The 16,172-nt window shown below is 67.8% G+C and carries 12 protein-coding genes; 4 read left to right on the top strand and 8 right to left on the bottom strand.

The annotated features are described in order from the left end of the window. Nucleotides 1–36: 36 nt before the first annotated feature. The 4 genes from B9Y64_RS16980 to B9Y64_RS16965 all read right to left on the bottom strand — a co-directional run bounded on the left by B9Y64_RS16980 (nt 37) and on the right by B9Y64_RS16965 (nt 4,986). Nucleotides 37–1,422 (bottom strand): NAD-dependent succinate-semialdehyde dehydrogenase, encoded by a 1,386-nt coding sequence (locus tag B9Y64_RS16980; RefSeq protein WP_100441716.1) that lies wholly within the window; start codon nt 1,420–1,422, stop codon nt 37–39. Between the two features lie 518 nt (nt 1,423–1,940). After that, complete coding sequence (locus tag B9Y64_RS16975; protein WP_019661470.1) at nt 1,941–2,723, bottom strand: helix-turn-helix transcriptional regulator; 783 nt, start codon at nt 2,721–2,723, stop codon at nt 1,941–1,943. A gap of 152 nt (nt 2,724–2,875) precedes the next feature. After that, a protein-coding gene (gene prfB / locus B9Y64_RS16970) for a peptide chain release factor 2 (RefSeq protein WP_100441715.1) occupies nt 2,876–4,001 on the bottom strand; the annotation gives its coding sequence in 2 pieces (ribosomal slippage) (nt 2,876–3,925 and nt 3,927–4,001; 1,125 coding nt in all). 121 nt (nt 4,002–4,122) lie between these two features. Continuing rightward, nucleotides 4,123–4,986 (bottom strand): LytTR family DNA-binding domain-containing protein, encoded by an 864-nt coding sequence (locus tag B9Y64_RS16965; protein WP_100441714.1) that lies wholly within the window; start codon nt 4,984–4,986, stop codon nt 4,123–4,125. 177 nt (nt 4,987–5,163) lie between these two features. Between B9Y64_RS16965 and B9Y64_RS16960 the strand changes: the two genes are divergently transcribed. Further along, nucleotides 5,164–6,432 carry an acyltransferase family protein gene (locus B9Y64_RS16960; RefSeq protein WP_238379926.1) on the top strand — a complete coding sequence of 423 codons (1,269 nt, stop codon included), beginning with the start codon at nt 5,164–5,166 and terminating at the stop codon, nt 6,430–6,432. Nucleotides 6,433–6,540: 108 nt separating this feature from the next. On the opposite strand, the gene B9Y64_RS16955 is transcribed toward B9Y64_RS16960, so the two are convergent. Continuing rightward, entirely contained in the window at nt 6,541–9,453 is a 2,913-nt protein-coding gene (locus tag B9Y64_RS16955) for a VIT domain-containing protein (protein ID WP_100441713.1), read from the bottom strand. A 130-nt stretch (nt 9,454–9,583) separates the two neighbouring features. Here B9Y64_RS16955 and B9Y64_RS16950 point away from each other — a divergent pair, with 130 nt between their 5' ends. Beyond that, nucleotides 9,584–10,633 (top strand): DUF1176 domain-containing protein, encoded by a 1,050-nt coding sequence (locus B9Y64_RS16950; RefSeq protein ID WP_100441712.1) that lies wholly within the window; start codon nt 9,584–9,586, stop codon nt 10,631–10,633. 84 nt (nt 10,634–10,717) lie between these two features. On the opposite strand, the gene recJ is transcribed toward B9Y64_RS16950, so the two are convergent. Next, a complete protein-coding gene (recJ, locus tag B9Y64_RS16945; RefSeq protein WP_100441711.1) occupies nt 10,718–12,475 on the bottom strand; it encodes a single-stranded-DNA-specific exonuclease RecJ in 1,758 nt (585 codons plus the stop codon). Between the two features lie 122 nt (nt 12,476–12,597). Between recJ and B9Y64_RS16940 the strand changes: the two genes are divergently transcribed. Both B9Y64_RS16940 and B9Y64_RS16935 read left to right on the top strand, forming a co-directional pair. Then, nucleotides 12,598–13,641 carry a DUF1176 domain-containing protein gene (locus tag B9Y64_RS16940; protein WP_100441710.1) on the top strand — a complete coding sequence of 348 codons (1,044 nt, stop codon included), beginning with the start codon at nt 12,598–12,600 and terminating at the stop codon, nt 13,639–13,641. A gap of 30 nt (nt 13,642–13,671) precedes the next feature. Beyond that, nucleotides 13,672–14,700: a DUF1176 domain-containing protein gene (locus tag B9Y64_RS16935; RefSeq protein ID WP_157804534.1), complete on the top strand. Its 1,029-nt coding sequence runs from the start codon at nt 13,672–13,674 to the stop codon at nt 14,698–14,700. Nucleotides 14,701–14,779: 79 nt separating this feature from the next. Here B9Y64_RS16935 and B9Y64_RS16930 read toward each other — a convergent pair whose 3' ends face one another. Next, entirely contained in the window at nt 14,780–15,697 is a 918-nt protein-coding gene (locus B9Y64_RS16930; RefSeq protein WP_100441708.1) for a phosphoglycerate mutase, read from the bottom strand. A 4-nt stretch (nt 15,698–15,701) separates the two neighbouring features. Then, nucleotides 15,702–16,166, bottom strand: a complete 465-nt coding sequence (gene greA, locus B9Y64_RS16925) for a transcription elongation factor GreA (RefSeq protein ID WP_188489793.1) — start codon at nt 16,164–16,166, stop codon at nt 15,702–15,704. Between the last annotated feature and the right edge of the window lie 6 nt (nt 16,167–16,172).

The following is a 16,172-nucleotide window of genomic DNA, read 5'->3' as shown; positions in this document are numbered from 1 at the left end:
ATGGTGGATCGTTGCAGGAAGGATGAGAGCCGCGCGTCAACGCTTGTCGAACCACACCGTCTGCGCGTTGACGAACTCGCGGATGCCGAAGTGCGAGAGCTCACGGCCGAAGCCGCTCTTTTTCACGCCGCCGATCGGTACACGCGGGTCCGAGGCGGAGAAGCCGTTGACGAACACACCGCCGGTCTGCAGCCTGCGTGCCAGCTGCATCGCACGGGCGCGGTCGCCGGTCCAGAGGTTGCCACTGAGGCCGAACTCGCTCTGGTTGGCCAGTTCCACCGCATGGTCGGCATCACGGGCGCGGCTGATCGAGGCCACCGGCCCGAAGGTCTCGGTATCGAAGGCCTGCATGCCCGGCTCCACGTCGGCCAGCACGGTGGGGGCATAGAACGCGCCCGGGCGATCCAGCTGGTGACCGCCGACCAGCAGCTGCGCTCCGGCCTCCACCGAGGCGCGCACCTGCGCATCCAGCTGTTCCAGCAGGTCCTGGCGTGCCATCGGGCCGATCCGGTTGCCCGCTTCGCGGCCATCGCCGATGGTCAGCGCCTGCACCTTCTGGCAGAACTGCGCCACGAAGCGCTCGTATACCGCCTCTTCGACGATGATGCGCTTGCCGGCGATGCACACCTGCCCAGTGTTCTGGAAGCGCGATGCCACGGCCGCATCGACGGCAGCATCGAGGTCGGCATCGGCCAGCACGATGAACGGATCCGAGCCGCCCAGCTCCAGCACCACCTTCTTCAGCGCCTGTCCGGCCTGGGCGGCGATACTGCGGCCGGCGGCCACGCTGCCGGTCAGGGTCACCGCCGCGATGCGGTCATCGGCGATCGCGCGGCTGGTGCCCTCGCGGCTGATGTTGGCGGCGATGAAGGTGCCTTCCGGCAGCCCGGCATCGCGCCAGGCGGCATCAAGCAGCTGCGCGGTACCGACGATGTTCTCGGCCGGCTTCAGCAGGAAGCCGTTGCCACCCATCAGGATCGGCACCGCCGCGCGCATCACCTGCCAGTACGGGAAGTTCCACGGCATGATGCCCAGCACCACGCCCAGCGGCAGGTAGGACACGTAGGCCTTGTCGTCGGGCACCTGGGTCGGTTCGTCGCGCAGGAACTGCGCGCCGTGGTCGGCATACCAGTCGCACAGCACGGCGCACTTCTCGATCTCGGCCAGCGCTTCGGGCTGGACCTTGCCCATTTCAGCGGTGGCCAGCGCGGCCAGCGTGTCGCGGTCGCGGCGCAGTACCGCAGCCATTGCACGCAGCACCTCCGCGCGCTGTTCGAGGCTGCTGGCGCTCCAGGCGGCGAAGCCCGCCTGGCCGCGCTCCAGGATCGCGTCCAGTTCGGTGTCGGTGGCGAAGGGGTGGCTGGCGATCTGCTGGCCGGTGGCCGGATCGCGGGAAATGGCGGTGGTGGGGGCAGCGGACATGCAGGGCTCCTGTTGTCTCGACAACGGGCGGTGGCCCGTCTCCTGTACAGGAATGTGGACCCGATTGGCGGAGGCAACAAGGCGTCTGCTTATCCTGTGACCTGCACTTACCTGTCTGAATGGGGCTGGTCGGCGGGGCTGCGCCCTGCACCCGCAGAGGCCAGGGCAACGCCAAGGTCAAAGGCCTGCATTCCGTGGGATGGCGGGGTGGGTCCGGTTGCGGGGGACGGCGTGAATACGTCCATGTAGCCTCGGTCGCGCCATCCATGGCGCTCACGCCCCCGCAACCGGACCCACCCCGCCTTCGACAGTTTCCTGCGATCTGTCGGAAATGCTCTTGGGGTCAGATCCGTTTTCCGGAGGAAAACGGATCTGACCCCGGAATTTCATTCGGTATCTGACAGAGGTGTCGACCAAGGTCGGCACCGGCCCGCCACACCACGGATAGTCGCTGCTGCTGTTGCTGTTGCCTTGGCTTGAAGCCTCTGCGGGTGCAGGGCGCAGCCCTGCCGACCCACCTACTTCCGCGGCAGGTAGGTCACCAATGACAGGTCGTGCCGGCTCTCCGGCACCAGCGCCACGTACTGCAGGTCCAGCAACCCGCGCGTGGGGTGGTTCAGCTTCTTCGCACCTTCGTCGAATCGACGCACGTCGTGCTCCGGCCACCACTGCCGGAACTCTTCGCTGTGCGCGGCGATGTCCTCGACCAGCGCCAGGAACGGGGCCTTGTCCGGCGCCTGCGCCATCGCTGCACGGAAACCTGCCAGCAGGCCGCGGGTCATTTCTTCCCAGTTGAGGATCAGCGTGCGGTAGGGCGGGTACAGGAACATCAGCCGCAGCGTGTTGCGCTCATGCGGCGCCAGTTGGCTGTAGTCCACGAACAGATCAGCGATGGCCGGGTTCCAGGCCAGGATGTCGAAACGGGTGTTGCGCACGTAGGCCGGGATCGGCTGCATCGCCTCAACCAGCTGGCGCAGGCCGTCGGTCACGCTCTCGTCCGGTGATTCCAGCGGCACGCCGTAGCCGGACAACGCGAACGCATAGGCGCGTTCGTCATCGCTCATGCGCAGCACCTGCGCCAGGCGCTCCAGCACTTCGGGCGAGGCGCGCACTTCACGGCCCTGCTCGATCCAGGTGTACCAACTGACGCTGACCCCGATCGCCAGTGCCACTTCCTCGCGCTTCAGGCCCGGGGTACGCCGACGCCCGGCCGGCAGGCCGAGCGTTGCGGGATCGACACGGGCGCGGCAGGCCTTCAGGAAGCCGCCGAGTTCCTTGCGTTCACTTTCGCTGCGCATCATCGCCCCGCCCTACCCGTTGTAGCGTCGAGCCATGCTCGACGCATCTGCTACCCCGCGAAAAGCAGCTGAGCATGGCTCAGCTCTACAGGAAGCGTGATCAGCCACCCTCGGCATTGCGCACGAGGGCGATGATATCCGCGCAGGCGCGCCGATCAGGCATCGACGCGCTTGGAGCCCACCGCCAGGCCGGCCTTCAGGCTGGCCTCGACGAACTCGTCCAGGTCGCCGTCGAGCACCTTCTGCGTATCCGACCGCTCGATGCCGGTACGCAGGTCCTTGATACGGCTCTGGTCAAGCACGTAGTTGCGGATCTGGCTGCCCCAGCCGATGTCGGACTTGGTGGCTTCCACCGCGTCCTTCTCGGCGTTGCGCTTCTGGATCTCCAGCTCGTACAGCTTGGCGGCCAGCATCTTCATCGCGTTGTCGCGGTTCTGGTGCTGGCTGCGGCCGGTCTGGCAGGCCACAACGATGTTGGTCGGGATGTGGGTGATACGCACCGCCGACTCGGTCTTGTTGACGTGCTGGCCACCGGCACCGGACGAACGGTACACGTCGGTACGCAGGTCGGCCGGATTGATGGTGATGTCGATGTTGTCGTCGATTTCCGGCGACACGAACACCGAGGTGAAGCTGGTGTGGCGGCGGTTGTCCGAGTCGAACGGCGACTTGCGCACCAGGCGGTGCACGCCGGTCTCGGTCTTCAGCCAGCCGTAGGCATAGTCGCCTTCCACGCGCAGCGTGGCCGACTTGATGCCGGCGACGTCGCCGCCGGAGACTTCCATCAGCTCGGTCTTCCAGCCGCGCGATTCACACCAGCGCAGGTACATGCGCAGCAGGATCTCGGCCCAATCCTGGGCTTCGGTGCCACCGGCACCGGCCTGGATGTCGACGAACGCGGCCGCATTGTCCATTTCGCCGGAGAACATGCGCTGGAATTCCAGCTTCTCGACGTGCGCCTGGTGCTTGTCCAGGTCGGCGACCACGGACAGTGCGGTGTCCTCGTCCTGTTCGGACTCGGCCAGTTCCAGCAGTTCGGTGGCGTCGCTCAGGCCGTCCAGCACCGAGGCGATGCCGCCCACGGTCTTTTCCAGGCTGGAACGCTCGCGGCCCAGGTTCTGGGCGTACTCGGCGTTGTTCCAGACGTCGGGGCTTTCCAGCTCCCGCGTTACTTCTTCAAGACGCTCTTTCTTGGCGTCGTAGTCAAAGATACCCCCGGAGCGACAGCACGCGATCGGTCAGATCGGTGATGCGCTGGCGGACAGGATTCAGTTCGATCATGTCGGCGGCTATGCATTCAAAAGATGACTGTCAATGATACCGCAGGCCGGGCCTGCCCGTTGCGCCCGTAGAGTCGACTGTTGGTCGACTGGCAGCAGAAGCAGTCGACCAACAGTCGACTCTACCCCCCCGCCCCCAGCGCCTGCCGCAGCAGCGGCAGCTGGCGCCGGCTGCAGGGCACCTTGGCCCCGTCGGCCATGTGCAGCAGGGCCTCGCCGCCGTCCAGCGGCTCGATCGAGCGCAGCTGGCCGCGGTGGATCAGCCAGCTGCGGTGCGGGCGCAGGAAGATGGCCGGGTCCAGCCGCTGCTCCAGCACCGCCATGGTGATCCGCAGCGGGTAGTCGTGGCCGCGTACCCGCAGGTTCACGTAATTCCCCGCCGCCTGGGCGTACTCCACGTCCGCCGTGGCGACCAGGAACTCCTTGCCCAGCTTGCGCACCAGGAAGTGCTGGGGGCGCTCGACCGGTTCCACCGGCGGGCCTACATCGGGCTCGGCCAACAGGCTCGCCTCGCCCTGCCTGCGCCGCCCGAACCAGCTGGCGAAGTGCTCCAGTGCCACGAACATCGCGAACGTGCGCACATCCTTCAGGTATTCGTAGGCAAAACGCTCCAGCCAGCCGGCATCGTCCTGGTAGCGGTAGCCCAGCGATGCATAGGCCAGATGCCGCAGCAGCATCATTCCCACCACGTGCAGCAACGACCAGCCCACGCTGGCCAGCAGGTACAGCGGCAACCGCCGCTTCCAGGTATCGGCATGCAGCGGCCAGCGCTCGCAGCCCCACCACAGCAGCGGCAGGGTCAACAGGATCAGGGCGAGGCTGCTGAACTCCCAGATCATCGGCTCCCACAGGCCGAGATCGCTGCCCCGCCGCGTGGCGTCCATCACCTCAACCAGCGCGTTGGTCACCGCCGAGGCCGACAGGATCGCTGCCCAGACCAGCAGACGGGTCGACGTGCGCCAGCGTGCTGGTTGGCCCTGGGTCATTGCTGCATCCATTGTCGTTGCGGTGCTCCAGCCTGCCTCAGGGGATCGAGGGTAGCGGCTCCATTGGTCCCACCACCCCCGCCATTGGTCACTGCGTGGGTTCTGACGGCCCCCTGGTGGTCGCCGCGCATGGCTGCCGGCGCCACGGTGGCACAACTTCCCCGGCCCACCGTGACCATGACCCGACGCCACGACATCGACGCCCTGCGCGTGATCGCCTTCGCGCTGTTGATCCTCTATCACACCGGCATGGCCTACGTGGACGACTGGGGTTTCCACCTCAAGAGCGTGCATACCGCCGAATGGCTGCAATGGCCGATGGTGTTCGTCAACCGCTGGCGGATGTCGCTGCTGTTCCTGATCTCGGGTATCGCCATCGCGTTGATGCGGCCGGAAGGCAGGCTGCTGCGCTTTGCCGGCCTGCGCACGTGGCGGCTGCTGCTGCCCCTGCTGTTCGGCATGTTCGTGATCGTACCGATCCAGCCCTACTGTGAAGGCGTGGCCAACGGCCTCGTGGCACCCGGATTCGGCCACTTCCTGCTGCGCTACTGGCAGGTGCGGCCGTGGCCGGAAGGCAGTTTCGCCGGCTGGCAGTACGGCATCACCTGGAACCACCTGTGGTACCTGGCCTATCTCTGGAACTACACCCTGGCGCTGGCCCTGCTGATGCCGTTGCTGGGAACAGCCGTGGTCCGCCGCGTGATGGCACGCGTTGCAGCATCGCCGACGTTGTTGATCGGCCTGCCTTTCGCCTTGTTGCTCACCTGGGTGGTCTGGCTGGAGCCGATCTATCCGTCCACCAATGCCCTGCTCGGCGACTGGTACCAGCATGCGAAGTACGCGACAGTGTTCCTGGCCGGCTACCTGCTCGGTCGCGAGCCGGTGTTCTGGCAACGCGTAGTCGCCCTGCGCCGCACCACGCTGTGGATGGCGTTGGCCGCGGTCGCCTGGTATCTCGGCCTGCGCATCCTCGGCCAGGTCCTGCCGGCTGATTCCTCACTGCGGCAATGGCCCGACCTGTTCTGGGACCTGCAGGTCAGGACCAGCCAGTCACTGTATGCATGGACGGCGCTGCTGACCATCCTCGGCTGGGGAAAGGTCGTCCTCGACCGCCCGTTCCGTTGGCTGCCGTACTGCACCGAGGCGATCTATCCCTGGTACATGCTGCACCAGAGCCTGATCATCGTGCTGCTGTTCTGGCTCAAACCACTGCAACTGGGGCCGTGGGCCGAACCCGCCCTGCTGCTCGGCGGCACCGTTGCTGGCTGCCTGCTGATCCACGAACTGCTGATCCGCCGCGTGCGCTGGCTACGCCCTCTGTTCGGCCTGCGCGCCGATCCGAAACGGCCCAGCGAGCGTCACGCCGATGTAGAGCCGAGCCCATGCTCGGCTGCCCCCGCCATGCGCGGCGCATGGGCTCGGCGCGACCCACCCATGAACCGATGATCCGCTGTTCTCAACGGTTGCGCCCATGCTCGCCCGCTTCCGCAGTGAGCCGAGCATGGGCTCGGCTCTACAGGATCAGGGCTCGGACAGCCGCGCATGGCTGTGGCTCTATTTCACCTCGAATTCGCCCACCAGCACGGTTTCGGCGCGATCCTTCAGCCGCAAGGTCACCCCCTGGTCCTTCTGCTTCGGCGTGCCCCAGTGGGTGGTCAGGCGCAGCATCAGTGTCGTCGCCCCGGTCACCAGCTGCTGGCGGCTGCCGAAGTAGTTCGCCTCCACCTTGTACTTGCCCGGCTTGGCATTGCGCAGCGAGAACTGCTCGGGACCATAGCCGCCGGTGAAGTCCTGCGACATCTGCCCGCCCTGGTAGGTCAGGCGGTTGCCGTAGTACGCGCGCTCACCGTTCGGGTCGGTCACCCACAGGTCCATGTCGCTGTTGTCGGCATCCCAGGACAGCACCACGCGCAGATCCAGCGGCATCGCCTGCAACAGGCGCGGGTCGATGCCGCGGGTATCCAGCCGCGGCGTGCTGCGTGCCACCAGGTTGGTCAGCTCATCCAGTGCGATCAGTGCGATGCCATCGAAGCGGTTGTCCCACGGCCGCACCACGACCTGGTACAGCGGCGCCAGCGCCTGCTGAGGCCTGCCCGCCGCTGCCAGCGCCAGGCCCAGGTCGCGGAAGCTCTGCGGCTCTTCCTGGCCCATCGCCAGCACCTGCTCGAACACCGGCACCGCCAGTGCGGGAGCGTCGGCCTGCATCAGGCGGTAGCCGAGCACGCGCAGCAGGTGGCGGTTGTCCAGATCCATCTCGGCCAGGTTCGACAGCACCCGCAGCGCGAGGTCGCGCTGCCCCTGCTCCAGCAACAGATCGGCCACGTCCAGGAAGAACGCGCTGCTGTCGGCGTGGGCATCGCGCTCGGCCAGGTAGCGATCGTACAGCTGCGACGGCGGGCCCTGGCGCAGGCGCCGGGCGATGGCCGAGTCCGGCTGCCAGGCCGCCAGCTGGATGCCGAGCTGGCCATCGTTGGCGGCAGTGGGTGCGTCGGCCAGGCTGCCGGTGACTGTAATTGCATCCAGCGCCTTGTTCGATGCCGACGCTGAGCGGCGCGCGCGTGCGCTGCTGGCTTCCATGCGCTGCTCCGCCGCCGCTGCCATGGGTGCAGGAGCGGGCGGAGCAGCAGGTGCCGGCGCGGCGAGCATCGCTACAGGCGCCGACTCCATCGCGTAATCCGCGGCTGCCACTTCCAGTGCCCCGCCCTTGGCCTGCGGCGGTGAGCCCTTCGGCCAGCTGCGGCTCCACCATTGCTGGCGCTCCTTCCAGCGTGCGGCCACGTCATCCAGGCGCTGGCGATCAGCAGCGGCGCGATCCGTCACCTGCACTGCAAACCTGGCGTCGTACTCAGCGCGCAGTGTGCCCGACGGACGGATCGCGTAGCGCAGGTAGTCCTCCAATGTTTCAAGCACGATCAGCGAGGTGTCCGGCCCGACCAGGCCAAACTGCTGGGACAGGCGCTGCATGGCCTCGCGGTTGCCACGGCGGTCGACGGCCAGCTGCTGCAGGCGCGCCTGCGCCCACAGCCCCGCCAGCAGCTCACCGTCATCGCTCTTCTGCGTCGCCGGCAGCGCTTCCCACTCACCGCCGCCCAGGCGCACCCGCATCGGCACGCCGTCGGCTGCCAGTCGTGCGTGCAGCCACAGCCAGCCTTGGGCTTCACTGCGACGATCAATGACTACATCCTGCACGCCACGACCCGCATCGATCTGCACGTCCAGCGGCGACGACAGCAATGCGCTGGCAGCCGCCCCCACATCCGTGCCCAGCGCGACGAAGCGCCCGCCATGGGCCTCGCTCCAGCCGCGCAGGCGGCTGATGTCGGTACGGGCACCGGCGCTGCTGATCGCGAACAGGCGCTGATCCGGCGCCAGCGTCGGCAGCTGTTCCGGCCCATAGGTCAGCAGGCCATCGCTGACCAGCAGGTATTCCTTCACGCTCGATTGCGGCTCCCATTGCGCCAGCGCGCTGGCGCCGTCCGGTCGTACTGCCTGCAGCGCTGCGCGCAGCTCGTTCCAGTTGCCGGCACGGATACGGAAGCGGCGTACCGGTTCGGCGCGGTCGCGCAGCACGGTCAATGCCACCGTGCCGTCACCCATCGCGGCGAAGTAGCGATCCAGCAGCGCGAACTCACGCGTGCGATCACGCTGGCCCGCCGATCCGGAGCCGTCCCACAGCAGCCCCACCTCCGAAGGTACGCGGCGCTGCCGTTCACGGGTCGGCACTGGCAGCTGCGCCAGCAGATAGTGGCCATCCTGCCAGGGCGCCACCTGCACCTGCGCCCGGCGTGCTGCGGGCAGGCTCCACTGCAGCTGCGTCGGCAGCTGCGTGCCCTTGCCCTGCCATTGCAGATGGCCCGCGTTGATGCGGAACGGAGCCGCACCTGCGGTGGTCGCGCCCGGCGCCTGCAGCTTCAGTTCAACCGCGGCCGCACCGGAAGCGAACTGCAGCGGCAGCGTCCATTGCCAGGCCTGGCCAGCGAAGGCCAACGGCTCCCGCAGCAGCAGCTGCACGCGGCGGCTGCCACCGGCCGGCAGCGGATAGATGCGCAGCCGGAACTGGTTGCCGGCGGTCTGTTCCAGCAGGCCCGGATCGACGCCACGGCGGGCGATCTCCTCGAACACCTGGCGACCGCGGTCCTTGGGCACCGGTACCGCGTCACGCATTTCGCCGTTGATATCCAGCGCGAAGCCGCTGATCTGCTGGCCGTCACCCAGCGGGAACTGCAGCTCACCCTCCAGCACGCGCCGGTTCGGGTTGTGGAACTCCAGAGTAATCCGGGTCTGGGCGATGCCAGCCTGCACTTCGCCCTCGATACGGGCACGCTGCAGCTGCACCGGTTGTTCGGCAGCCGGGGCGATCAGCAGTGGCGTGGTGGCCTGCGGCCGGGAGATCGGCGGCGACTGTGCGCCAGCGGGCCAGGCCGCAAGGGCCAGCAACAACACAGTGCAGCAACGGGCGAAGACCATGACCGGACTCCAGTGAGATCGTGGACCTTTGAACGCATGAGCTGCCGGAACGGGGTTGGGCAGCGCGCAGCTTTTCATCGCCCCCGCCAGCAGGCACCATGCCCCACTTTCCCCATGTGCATGGATGCCGATGCGATCTCTCCTGGCCGCCGCCCTGCTGGCCCTGGCCTGCCCCGTGGGCGTCATTGCCGCTGCCCCGGCCAAGCGCCTGTACTTCCAGCATCACGACTGGGTCGTGGCCTGCGACAACACGCTTGCCTGCCGCGCTGCTGGTTATGCCCCCGACGATGCCAGCACCCTGAGCGTACTGCTCACCCGCAGGGGTGGCCCGGGCCAGGCCATCCAGGGCCGCCTGTCGCTGCAGCCGGAAGAAGGCCAGACCCAGCCCAAGGGTGCACTGCATCTGCGCATCCAGCAGCAGGATCTGGGCGTTCTGGCCCCCGCAAAGGGCGAAGGCACGCACAGCCTGAATGCCACGCAGACCAGCGCGCTGTTGTCGGCGCTGGTACGCGACGGTGAGGTCAGCGTGACCGACAGCGCCGGCCATCGCTGGCCGCTGTCGGACAAGGGTGCCGCAGCGGTGCTGCTGAAGATCGATGAGTACCAGGGCCGCCTCGGCACGCCTGGCGCCGTGATGCGCAAGGGCAGCACGCCTGAAACCAGCGTTCCCGCGGCACTGCCGGTGCGGGTGCTGCGCAAGGCCGCTACCGTGGACTCGCCCCCGGACGACCCCGCGTTTGCGCGGCTGGCCGCTTCACCTGCACTGCGCGCGGCGTTGCGTGCCACGCTGCAGGACAGCAGCTGCGAAGGCCTGCTGGAAGCCGATGCCGATGTTCCGCTCAGCAACTCCCCGCTGCAGATCCAGCGCCTGGACGCCCAGCATGTACTGGTCACGGTCCCGTGCTGGCGCGCGGCCTACAACACCGGCGACGGCTACTGGGTGGCCCGCCCGCAGGCGCCGTTCCAGGCGCAGTGGGTGACCAGCGATGCGATCGACTACGCCGATGGACAGATCATTGCCGCGCAGAAGGGCCGCGGCCTCGCTGACTGTATCTCGCAGGCCACCTGGACGTGGGACGGCACGCGCTTCGTCGCGACATCGGAAGTGGCAGCCGGCCTGTGCCGGGGCGTACCTGGCGGCACCTGGGAACTGCCGACGCTGGTCAGCGAGATCCGCTGATCCCCCGAAAAAGGGGACGGAGGGGATTAAGTCGCAATCGGCAAACAAGGCAAAAGCGACTTAATCCCCTCCGTCCCCTTTTTTTCATGCGGGGAGGCTGTGTTCGACGATGAGCTGGATGGCGCTGCCGCCGCGATAGTCGTCGCAGGCCAGCCGGTAGGCGAGATGCAGGTGGCGACTGGGCGCGTTGCCGTGCCATCCGCCGAAATGGATCGCGTTGATCGTGCCGGGTACGCCCGGCAGGCGCAGCTCCAGCTTGAGGTGTCGCTCCTTCAGCACGCGCCAGTTGGCCACTTCGAAGTGGCCGTCGAACAAGGGCTCCGGGAAGCCCTGGCCCCACGGCCCGGCCAGCCGCAGCGCATCGGCGTGGCGATGGTCCAGCTCGTCCGCAGCCAGTTCGCCGTCGCTGAGTACCTGCTGCTGCAGGGCCGCCGGGTCGAGCATTTCCAGCACCACGGCGATAAAGGCAGCCTTGAAGTCATCGACGTGATCGAGGCGCAGGCTGAGGCCGGCCGCCATGGCGTGGCCGCCGAAACGTTCGATCAGGCCCGGATGGCGCGCATCGACCAGCGCCAGGGCGTCACGGATGTGCAGGCCGGGAATCGAGCGCGCCGAGCCGCGCAGGGTGTTGGCGCCCGGTTCGGCCGGGGCGAAGGCGATCACCGGACGGTGCAGGCGATCCTTCATCTTCGACGCGACCAGGCCGACAACGCCCGGGTGCCAGTCGGCATCGAACAGGCAGGCCGCCACTGGTCGCTGGCCAGCCATGTCCAGCACCACACGGGTCAACGCCTGCTCGGCGTCGTCGGTCATCGACTGCTGCACTGCGCGGCGTTCCGAATTGATCTGCTCCAGTGTCTGCGCGATCTCGCGCGCCTGGCGCGGGTCTTCGGTCAGCAGCAGGGCAATGCCCAGCGCCATGTCTTCCAGCCGGCCCGCAGCGTTCAGGCGCGGGCCGAGCGCGAACCCGATATCGGTGGCGGTCAGTCGCGCGGCGTCACGGCCGCTGGCTTCGATCAGCGCACGCAGGCCGACACACCCCTGCCCTGCGCGCAGACGGCGCAGGCCTGCGCTGACCAGCGCCCGATTGTTCGGATCCAGCGCCACCAGGTCGGCAACGGTGCCGACTGCCACCAGGTCCAGCAGCGTGGTCAGGTCCGGCCCCTTGCCATCGGCAAAGACACCGGCTTCGCGCATCTGCCGGCGCAGCGCCATCAGCACGTAGAAGATCACGCCGACGCCTGCCAGCGACTTGCTGGGGAAGGCATCGCCGTCGAGATTGGGATCGACGATGACATCGGCCGGTGGCAGCTGCGGACCGGGAAGATGATGGTCGGTGACCAGCACCTGCCAGCCACGCGCCTTGGCCGCGATGACTCCGGCGTGGCAGGCAATGCCGTGGTCGACCGTGACCAGCAGGTCCGGCTGCAGTCCAGCCAGCTCCTCCACCAGCGAAGGTGACAGGCCATAGCCGTGCACCATGCGGTTCGGCACCGCATGGAAGACATGCCGTGCGCCGAGCATGCGCAGGCCACGCACGCCGACCGCACAGGCGGTGGCGCCATCGCAATCGAAATCGCCGACCACCAGGATGCGCTTGTCATGGGCGATGGCCTCGACCAGCAGGCCCACCGCATCGTCGATGCCGGTCAGCAGCTCCGGGGCGTGCAGATTGCCCAGCTTCGGCTGCGCCTGCTCCGGTGTATCCGCGCCACGGCTGGCGTAGAGACGTGCCAGCAGTGGCAGCGTGCCCTCCGGCCAGCTGCCGGGCGCGACCGCATCGCGGCGGCGGATCGTCGGCGTATCAGGGGAGGGCTGCACAGCATCGGCGGCAAGGGACATCGGCATCGCCGGGTGACGGAAGACCCGGGCATGATACCCCGCTCGGCTTGCCGGGCTCTTACCGGGCTTGGCGCAGGCCTGGCGATCGCCCATGCTTGTTCGCTTCTGAAACGGAATTCGCCATGTACCGCCCGCTGTCCGCACTGATTGCCGGCCTGTTGCTGCCGCTTGCTTGCCACGCCGGAAACACGCTGGCCAGACCCGGTATCGAGTTCGTGCACCACGACTGGTTCCTGGCCTGCGACAACACGGGCACCTGCCGCGCCGCCGGCTATGGCCCGGAGAACGCAGACAGCCCGCTGGGCCTGATGCTGGAACGTGCCGGCGGTCCTGGCACGGCGGTGAAGGCGCGGCTGCGGGTGGGCGAGGACGGCGAAGGTGCAATGCCTGAAGGATCGCTGCGCCTGCAGGTGAACGGCCGCGATCTGGGCCCGGTGCAGGACACCGGCGCCGACGATGCCGTGACGCTGCGACCCGCGCAGGTTGAAGCGCTGCTGGCCGCCCTGCCCCGCCAGGCGCGTATCGAGGTGATTGACAGCAAGGGCACGCGTTGGCCGATATCCGATCAGGGTGCCGCCGCCGTGCTGCTGAAAATGGACGAGGTGCAAGGACGTGTGGGCACACCCGGCGCCCTGATGCGGCGCGGCACGCGTGCCGAAACGAGTGTGCCGGCTGCGCGCGCCAAGCCGGTGATCGTCAGCGCGGCGCTGCTGGCCCAACGCTCGACAGACAGCGCACTGGAGAGCAGCGTAGCGCTGCGCGATGCCCTCATCGCCACGCTTGGCGACAGTGACGACTGCCCGCGCCTGATCGAGTACACGGGCACCCCGGAAATGGTGATCGAGCGGCTGGACGAGCGCCATGTCCTGGTGCAGGCGCTGTGCCAGATGGGGGCGTACAACTACAGCAATGGCTTCTGGATCGCGCGTGACCGGCCCCCCTTCACCCCGCAGACGGTCACTCTGGAGGCGGAAGGCTTCTCGCGCGTTGAACGCACGCTCTACGCACGCTACAAGGGCCGTGGCATCGGCGACTGCGTTTCCGGCTCTGACTGGGTATGGGATGGCCACAGCTTCCGGCCCAGCAATGCGTTCAGTACCGGCCTGTGCCGTGGCATGCCGGGCGGGCACTGGATGCTGCCGACCCTTCTCAGCGAGATTCGTTGAATGCATGCACCTTCACTGTTGCGCACGCCGTTGCTGCTGGCATCGCTGACGCTGGCATCGACGGCCACAGCCACGGAACCGGTCGGCATGTCGTTCGTGGAGGGTGACGGCGTGATGGCCTGCGACAATACCCGCACCTGCCGCCTGGCGGCCTACGGTCCACTGGCGCCGCTGATGCTGAGCGCGCTGATCGAACGCACTGGCGGGCCACGCACGGCGGTCACCGCTCGGCTGTCAATGGCCGAAGGCGGCGAGGACGCGCCGCCGACGCCGGCTGCGGTGGCACCCGAAGGGACGCTGCGACTGCGCGTGGACGGAAAGGACCTCGGTGCCATCGGCCATAGCGAAGCGCTCGGCCCTGGCCTGGCGCTGTCCGCACATTACGTGACCACCCTGATCGAGGCATTGCTGGACGGCAAGCGCGTCGAGATGCGCGACGCCTCGGGCCGCGCGTGGCCGCTGTCCGATCGCGGCATCCGCACGCTGTTGCTGAGGATGGACGCAGCACAAGGCCGGCTGGATACACCAGGCGCACTGGTACGCAAGGGCTCGCAGCCGGAATCGAAGGTGCCGGCCGCAGTCGCCGCACCGCCACTCAAGGCACCGTCGTTGCTGGTCGAAGCTCAGGAAGGCGATGCGCAGCTGGCCGAGCGGGCAGATCTGCTGCAGCAGCTGCAACCGGTGGCCGCGACGGGGAACGCGTGTGATCGGATGTCCTCGCGCCAACTGCACATCGAGAGGGTGGATGCCCGCCATGTCCTGGCCCAGTTGAACTGTGCAACCGGCCGCCACATCGTGCCGGCCGGTACCTGGCTGGTCCGCGACCGCCCACCGTTCGCACCCTCACTGGTCTCGCGGAGCGCGCTGTTTCCGCTCTATCCGTACGCGGTGTTCCTTGAAGAGGGCTTCGTGACCGACACCGATACCTGCGGCACGAACCGGCATTGGGCCTGGGATGGCTCCCGTCTGGTCCTGAGCGCGACGTATCCGGGCGACCACTGCTCACCCCGGAGCCGCAGGCACTGGTCGTTGCCGACCTACGTTACGGAAGTCCACTAGTGCTGAAGCCGGGCATGGGCTCGGCTCCACAGCGCAATCAGCAGCACCCGTGCCTGCGCGGCAGCGGGCAGCGTCGGCCTCAATCGTGAAGCTCGCGCGGCTTCTTCCAGAACTGCCAGCGCTGGCTACGATCCAGCTGGAACTGCAGGCCGTCCTCGAAATCCAGCACAAGACGTTGCAGCTCGCCGCGCTTCAGCGCGGCCAGCAGCGGACGGATCGCATCATTTCCGAGCTGCTGCAGGGAACGCAGCTGGCGCAGATCGACCAAGGCATCCACCGCCTGCTCACCGTCCGCGGCGACACCGGCAGCCAGGGCCAGGCCCTGCAGCAGGGCATCGCGGCTGCGTACCTGCACGTGCGGCGTGCTGACCGACACCGGCATCACGCCACCACCCCAGAACCACAGCGAATTGATCGGCTGTTGTCCCTGCGCGGCGCGTTGCTGGTTCCAGGAATGGTTGTGCAACAGTACCTGCGCTTCGGTCATCAGCGCCCGCCAGCGACGGCCGCCCTCGCCTTCCGGCAGATGCGAGAACAGGTCATCACCCAGCACCTCGTCCGGACTGTCGAAGTCCGGCAGCTCGCAGTCGATCGGCAGGCGCAGGTACCAGCGCGAGGGATCGGGCGCGTCGAGCACGAATCCGGCATCGGCGAACAACGGCTGCAGCACCGGCAGCAACGCCAGGCTGTCGGCCAGGGTCGGCCGCAGTGTTTCGCCGTAGGCCATCATCCGTGCACCGTGCATGTCCGGCACCATGCAGGCCGGATCGGCACGCAGCCAGCTGGCGCCGGCGGCATCACCGACGTCACGCTGGCGGGTCAACGCGGCCACCGGCCAGTGCGGCGCGGCAACCGCGAAATGGCGGGTCAGCTGCGCACGCTCGCCCGGCGTGACCTGCACGCTGGTGGCGCGGCCAAGCGCACGCGCCACATCGTCGGGCAGCGCAGCCGCGGCAAAGCGGCTGCGTGCCGGCAACAGCAGGGTCGCCGTTGCCATCGGGTCAGTCCAGGTAGCTGACGCTGACGATCTCGTATTCGCGCTGGCCAGCCGGGGCGTCGATCACGATCGAATCGCCTTCCAGCTTGCCGATCATCGCGCGCGCCACCGGCGAGGAAATGGCGATCAGGCCCAGCTTGATGTCCGCTTCCAGGTCTCCGACGATCTGGTACTTCTTCTCTTCGTCGGTTTCCACGTCGGCCAGCGTCACGCTGGCGCCGAACACCACCTTGGAGCCGGCATTGAGCTTGCTCACGTCGATGATCTCGGCGTGCGACAGCTCACCTTCCAGCTGCTTGATGCGGCCTTCGATGAAGCCCTGTTCCTCGCGCGCGGCGTGGTACTCGGCGTTCTCCTTCAGGTCGCCATGCTCACGCGCTTCGGCGATCGCGGCGATCACCTTCGGGCGCTTGACCGACTTCAGGTGATCCAGTTCGTCGCGCAGCTTCTGCGCGCCCTTCATCGTGATGGGGGC

It is taken from the genome of Stenotrophomonas maltophilia, from assembly GCF_002799245.1.
GTDB classification, from domain to species: Bacteria; Pseudomonadota; Gammaproteobacteria; order Xanthomonadales; family Xanthomonadaceae; genus Stenotrophomonas; species Stenotrophomonas maltophilia_S.
This window is presented reverse-complemented; position numbering and strand designations above follow the sequence as displayed.

What these genes read in the sequence shown, in the direction of transcription:
- B9Y64_RS16950 (WP_100441712.1), top strand. Translation starts at nt 9,584, where the DNA reads ATGCGATCTCTCCTGGCCGCCGCCCTGCTGGCCCTGGCCTGCCCCGTG.
- recJ (WP_100441711.1), bottom strand. Translation starts at nt 12,475, where the DNA reads ATGTCCCTTGCCGCCGATGCTGTGCAGCCCTCCCCTGATACGCCGACG.
- B9Y64_RS16980 (WP_100441716.1), bottom strand. Translation starts at nt 1,422, where the DNA reads ATGTCCGCTGCCCCCACCACCGCCATTTCCCGCGATCCGGCCACCGGC.
- B9Y64_RS16975 (WP_019661470.1), bottom strand. Translation starts at nt 2,723, where the DNA reads ATGATGCGCAGCGAAAGTGAACGCAAGGAACTCGGCGGCTTCCTGAAG.
- B9Y64_RS16930 (WP_100441708.1), bottom strand. Translation starts at nt 15,697, where the DNA reads ATGGCAACGGCGACCCTGCTGTTGCCGGCACGCAGCCGCTTTGCCGCG.
- B9Y64_RS16960 (WP_238379926.1), top strand. Translation starts at nt 5,164, where the DNA reads ATGACCCGACGCCACGACATCGACGCCCTGCGCGTGATCGCCTTCGCG.
- B9Y64_RS16955 (WP_100441713.1), bottom strand. Translation starts at nt 9,453, where the DNA reads ATGGTCTTCGCCCGTTGCTGCACTGTGTTGTTGCTGGCCCTTGCGGCC.
- B9Y64_RS16940 (WP_100441710.1), top strand. Translation starts at nt 12,598, where the DNA reads ATGTACCGCCCGCTGTCCGCACTGATTGCCGGCCTGTTGCTGCCGCTT.
- B9Y64_RS16965 (WP_100441714.1), bottom strand. Translation starts at nt 4,986, where the DNA reads ATGACCCAGGGCCAACCAGCACGCTGGCGCACGTCGACCCGTCTGCTG.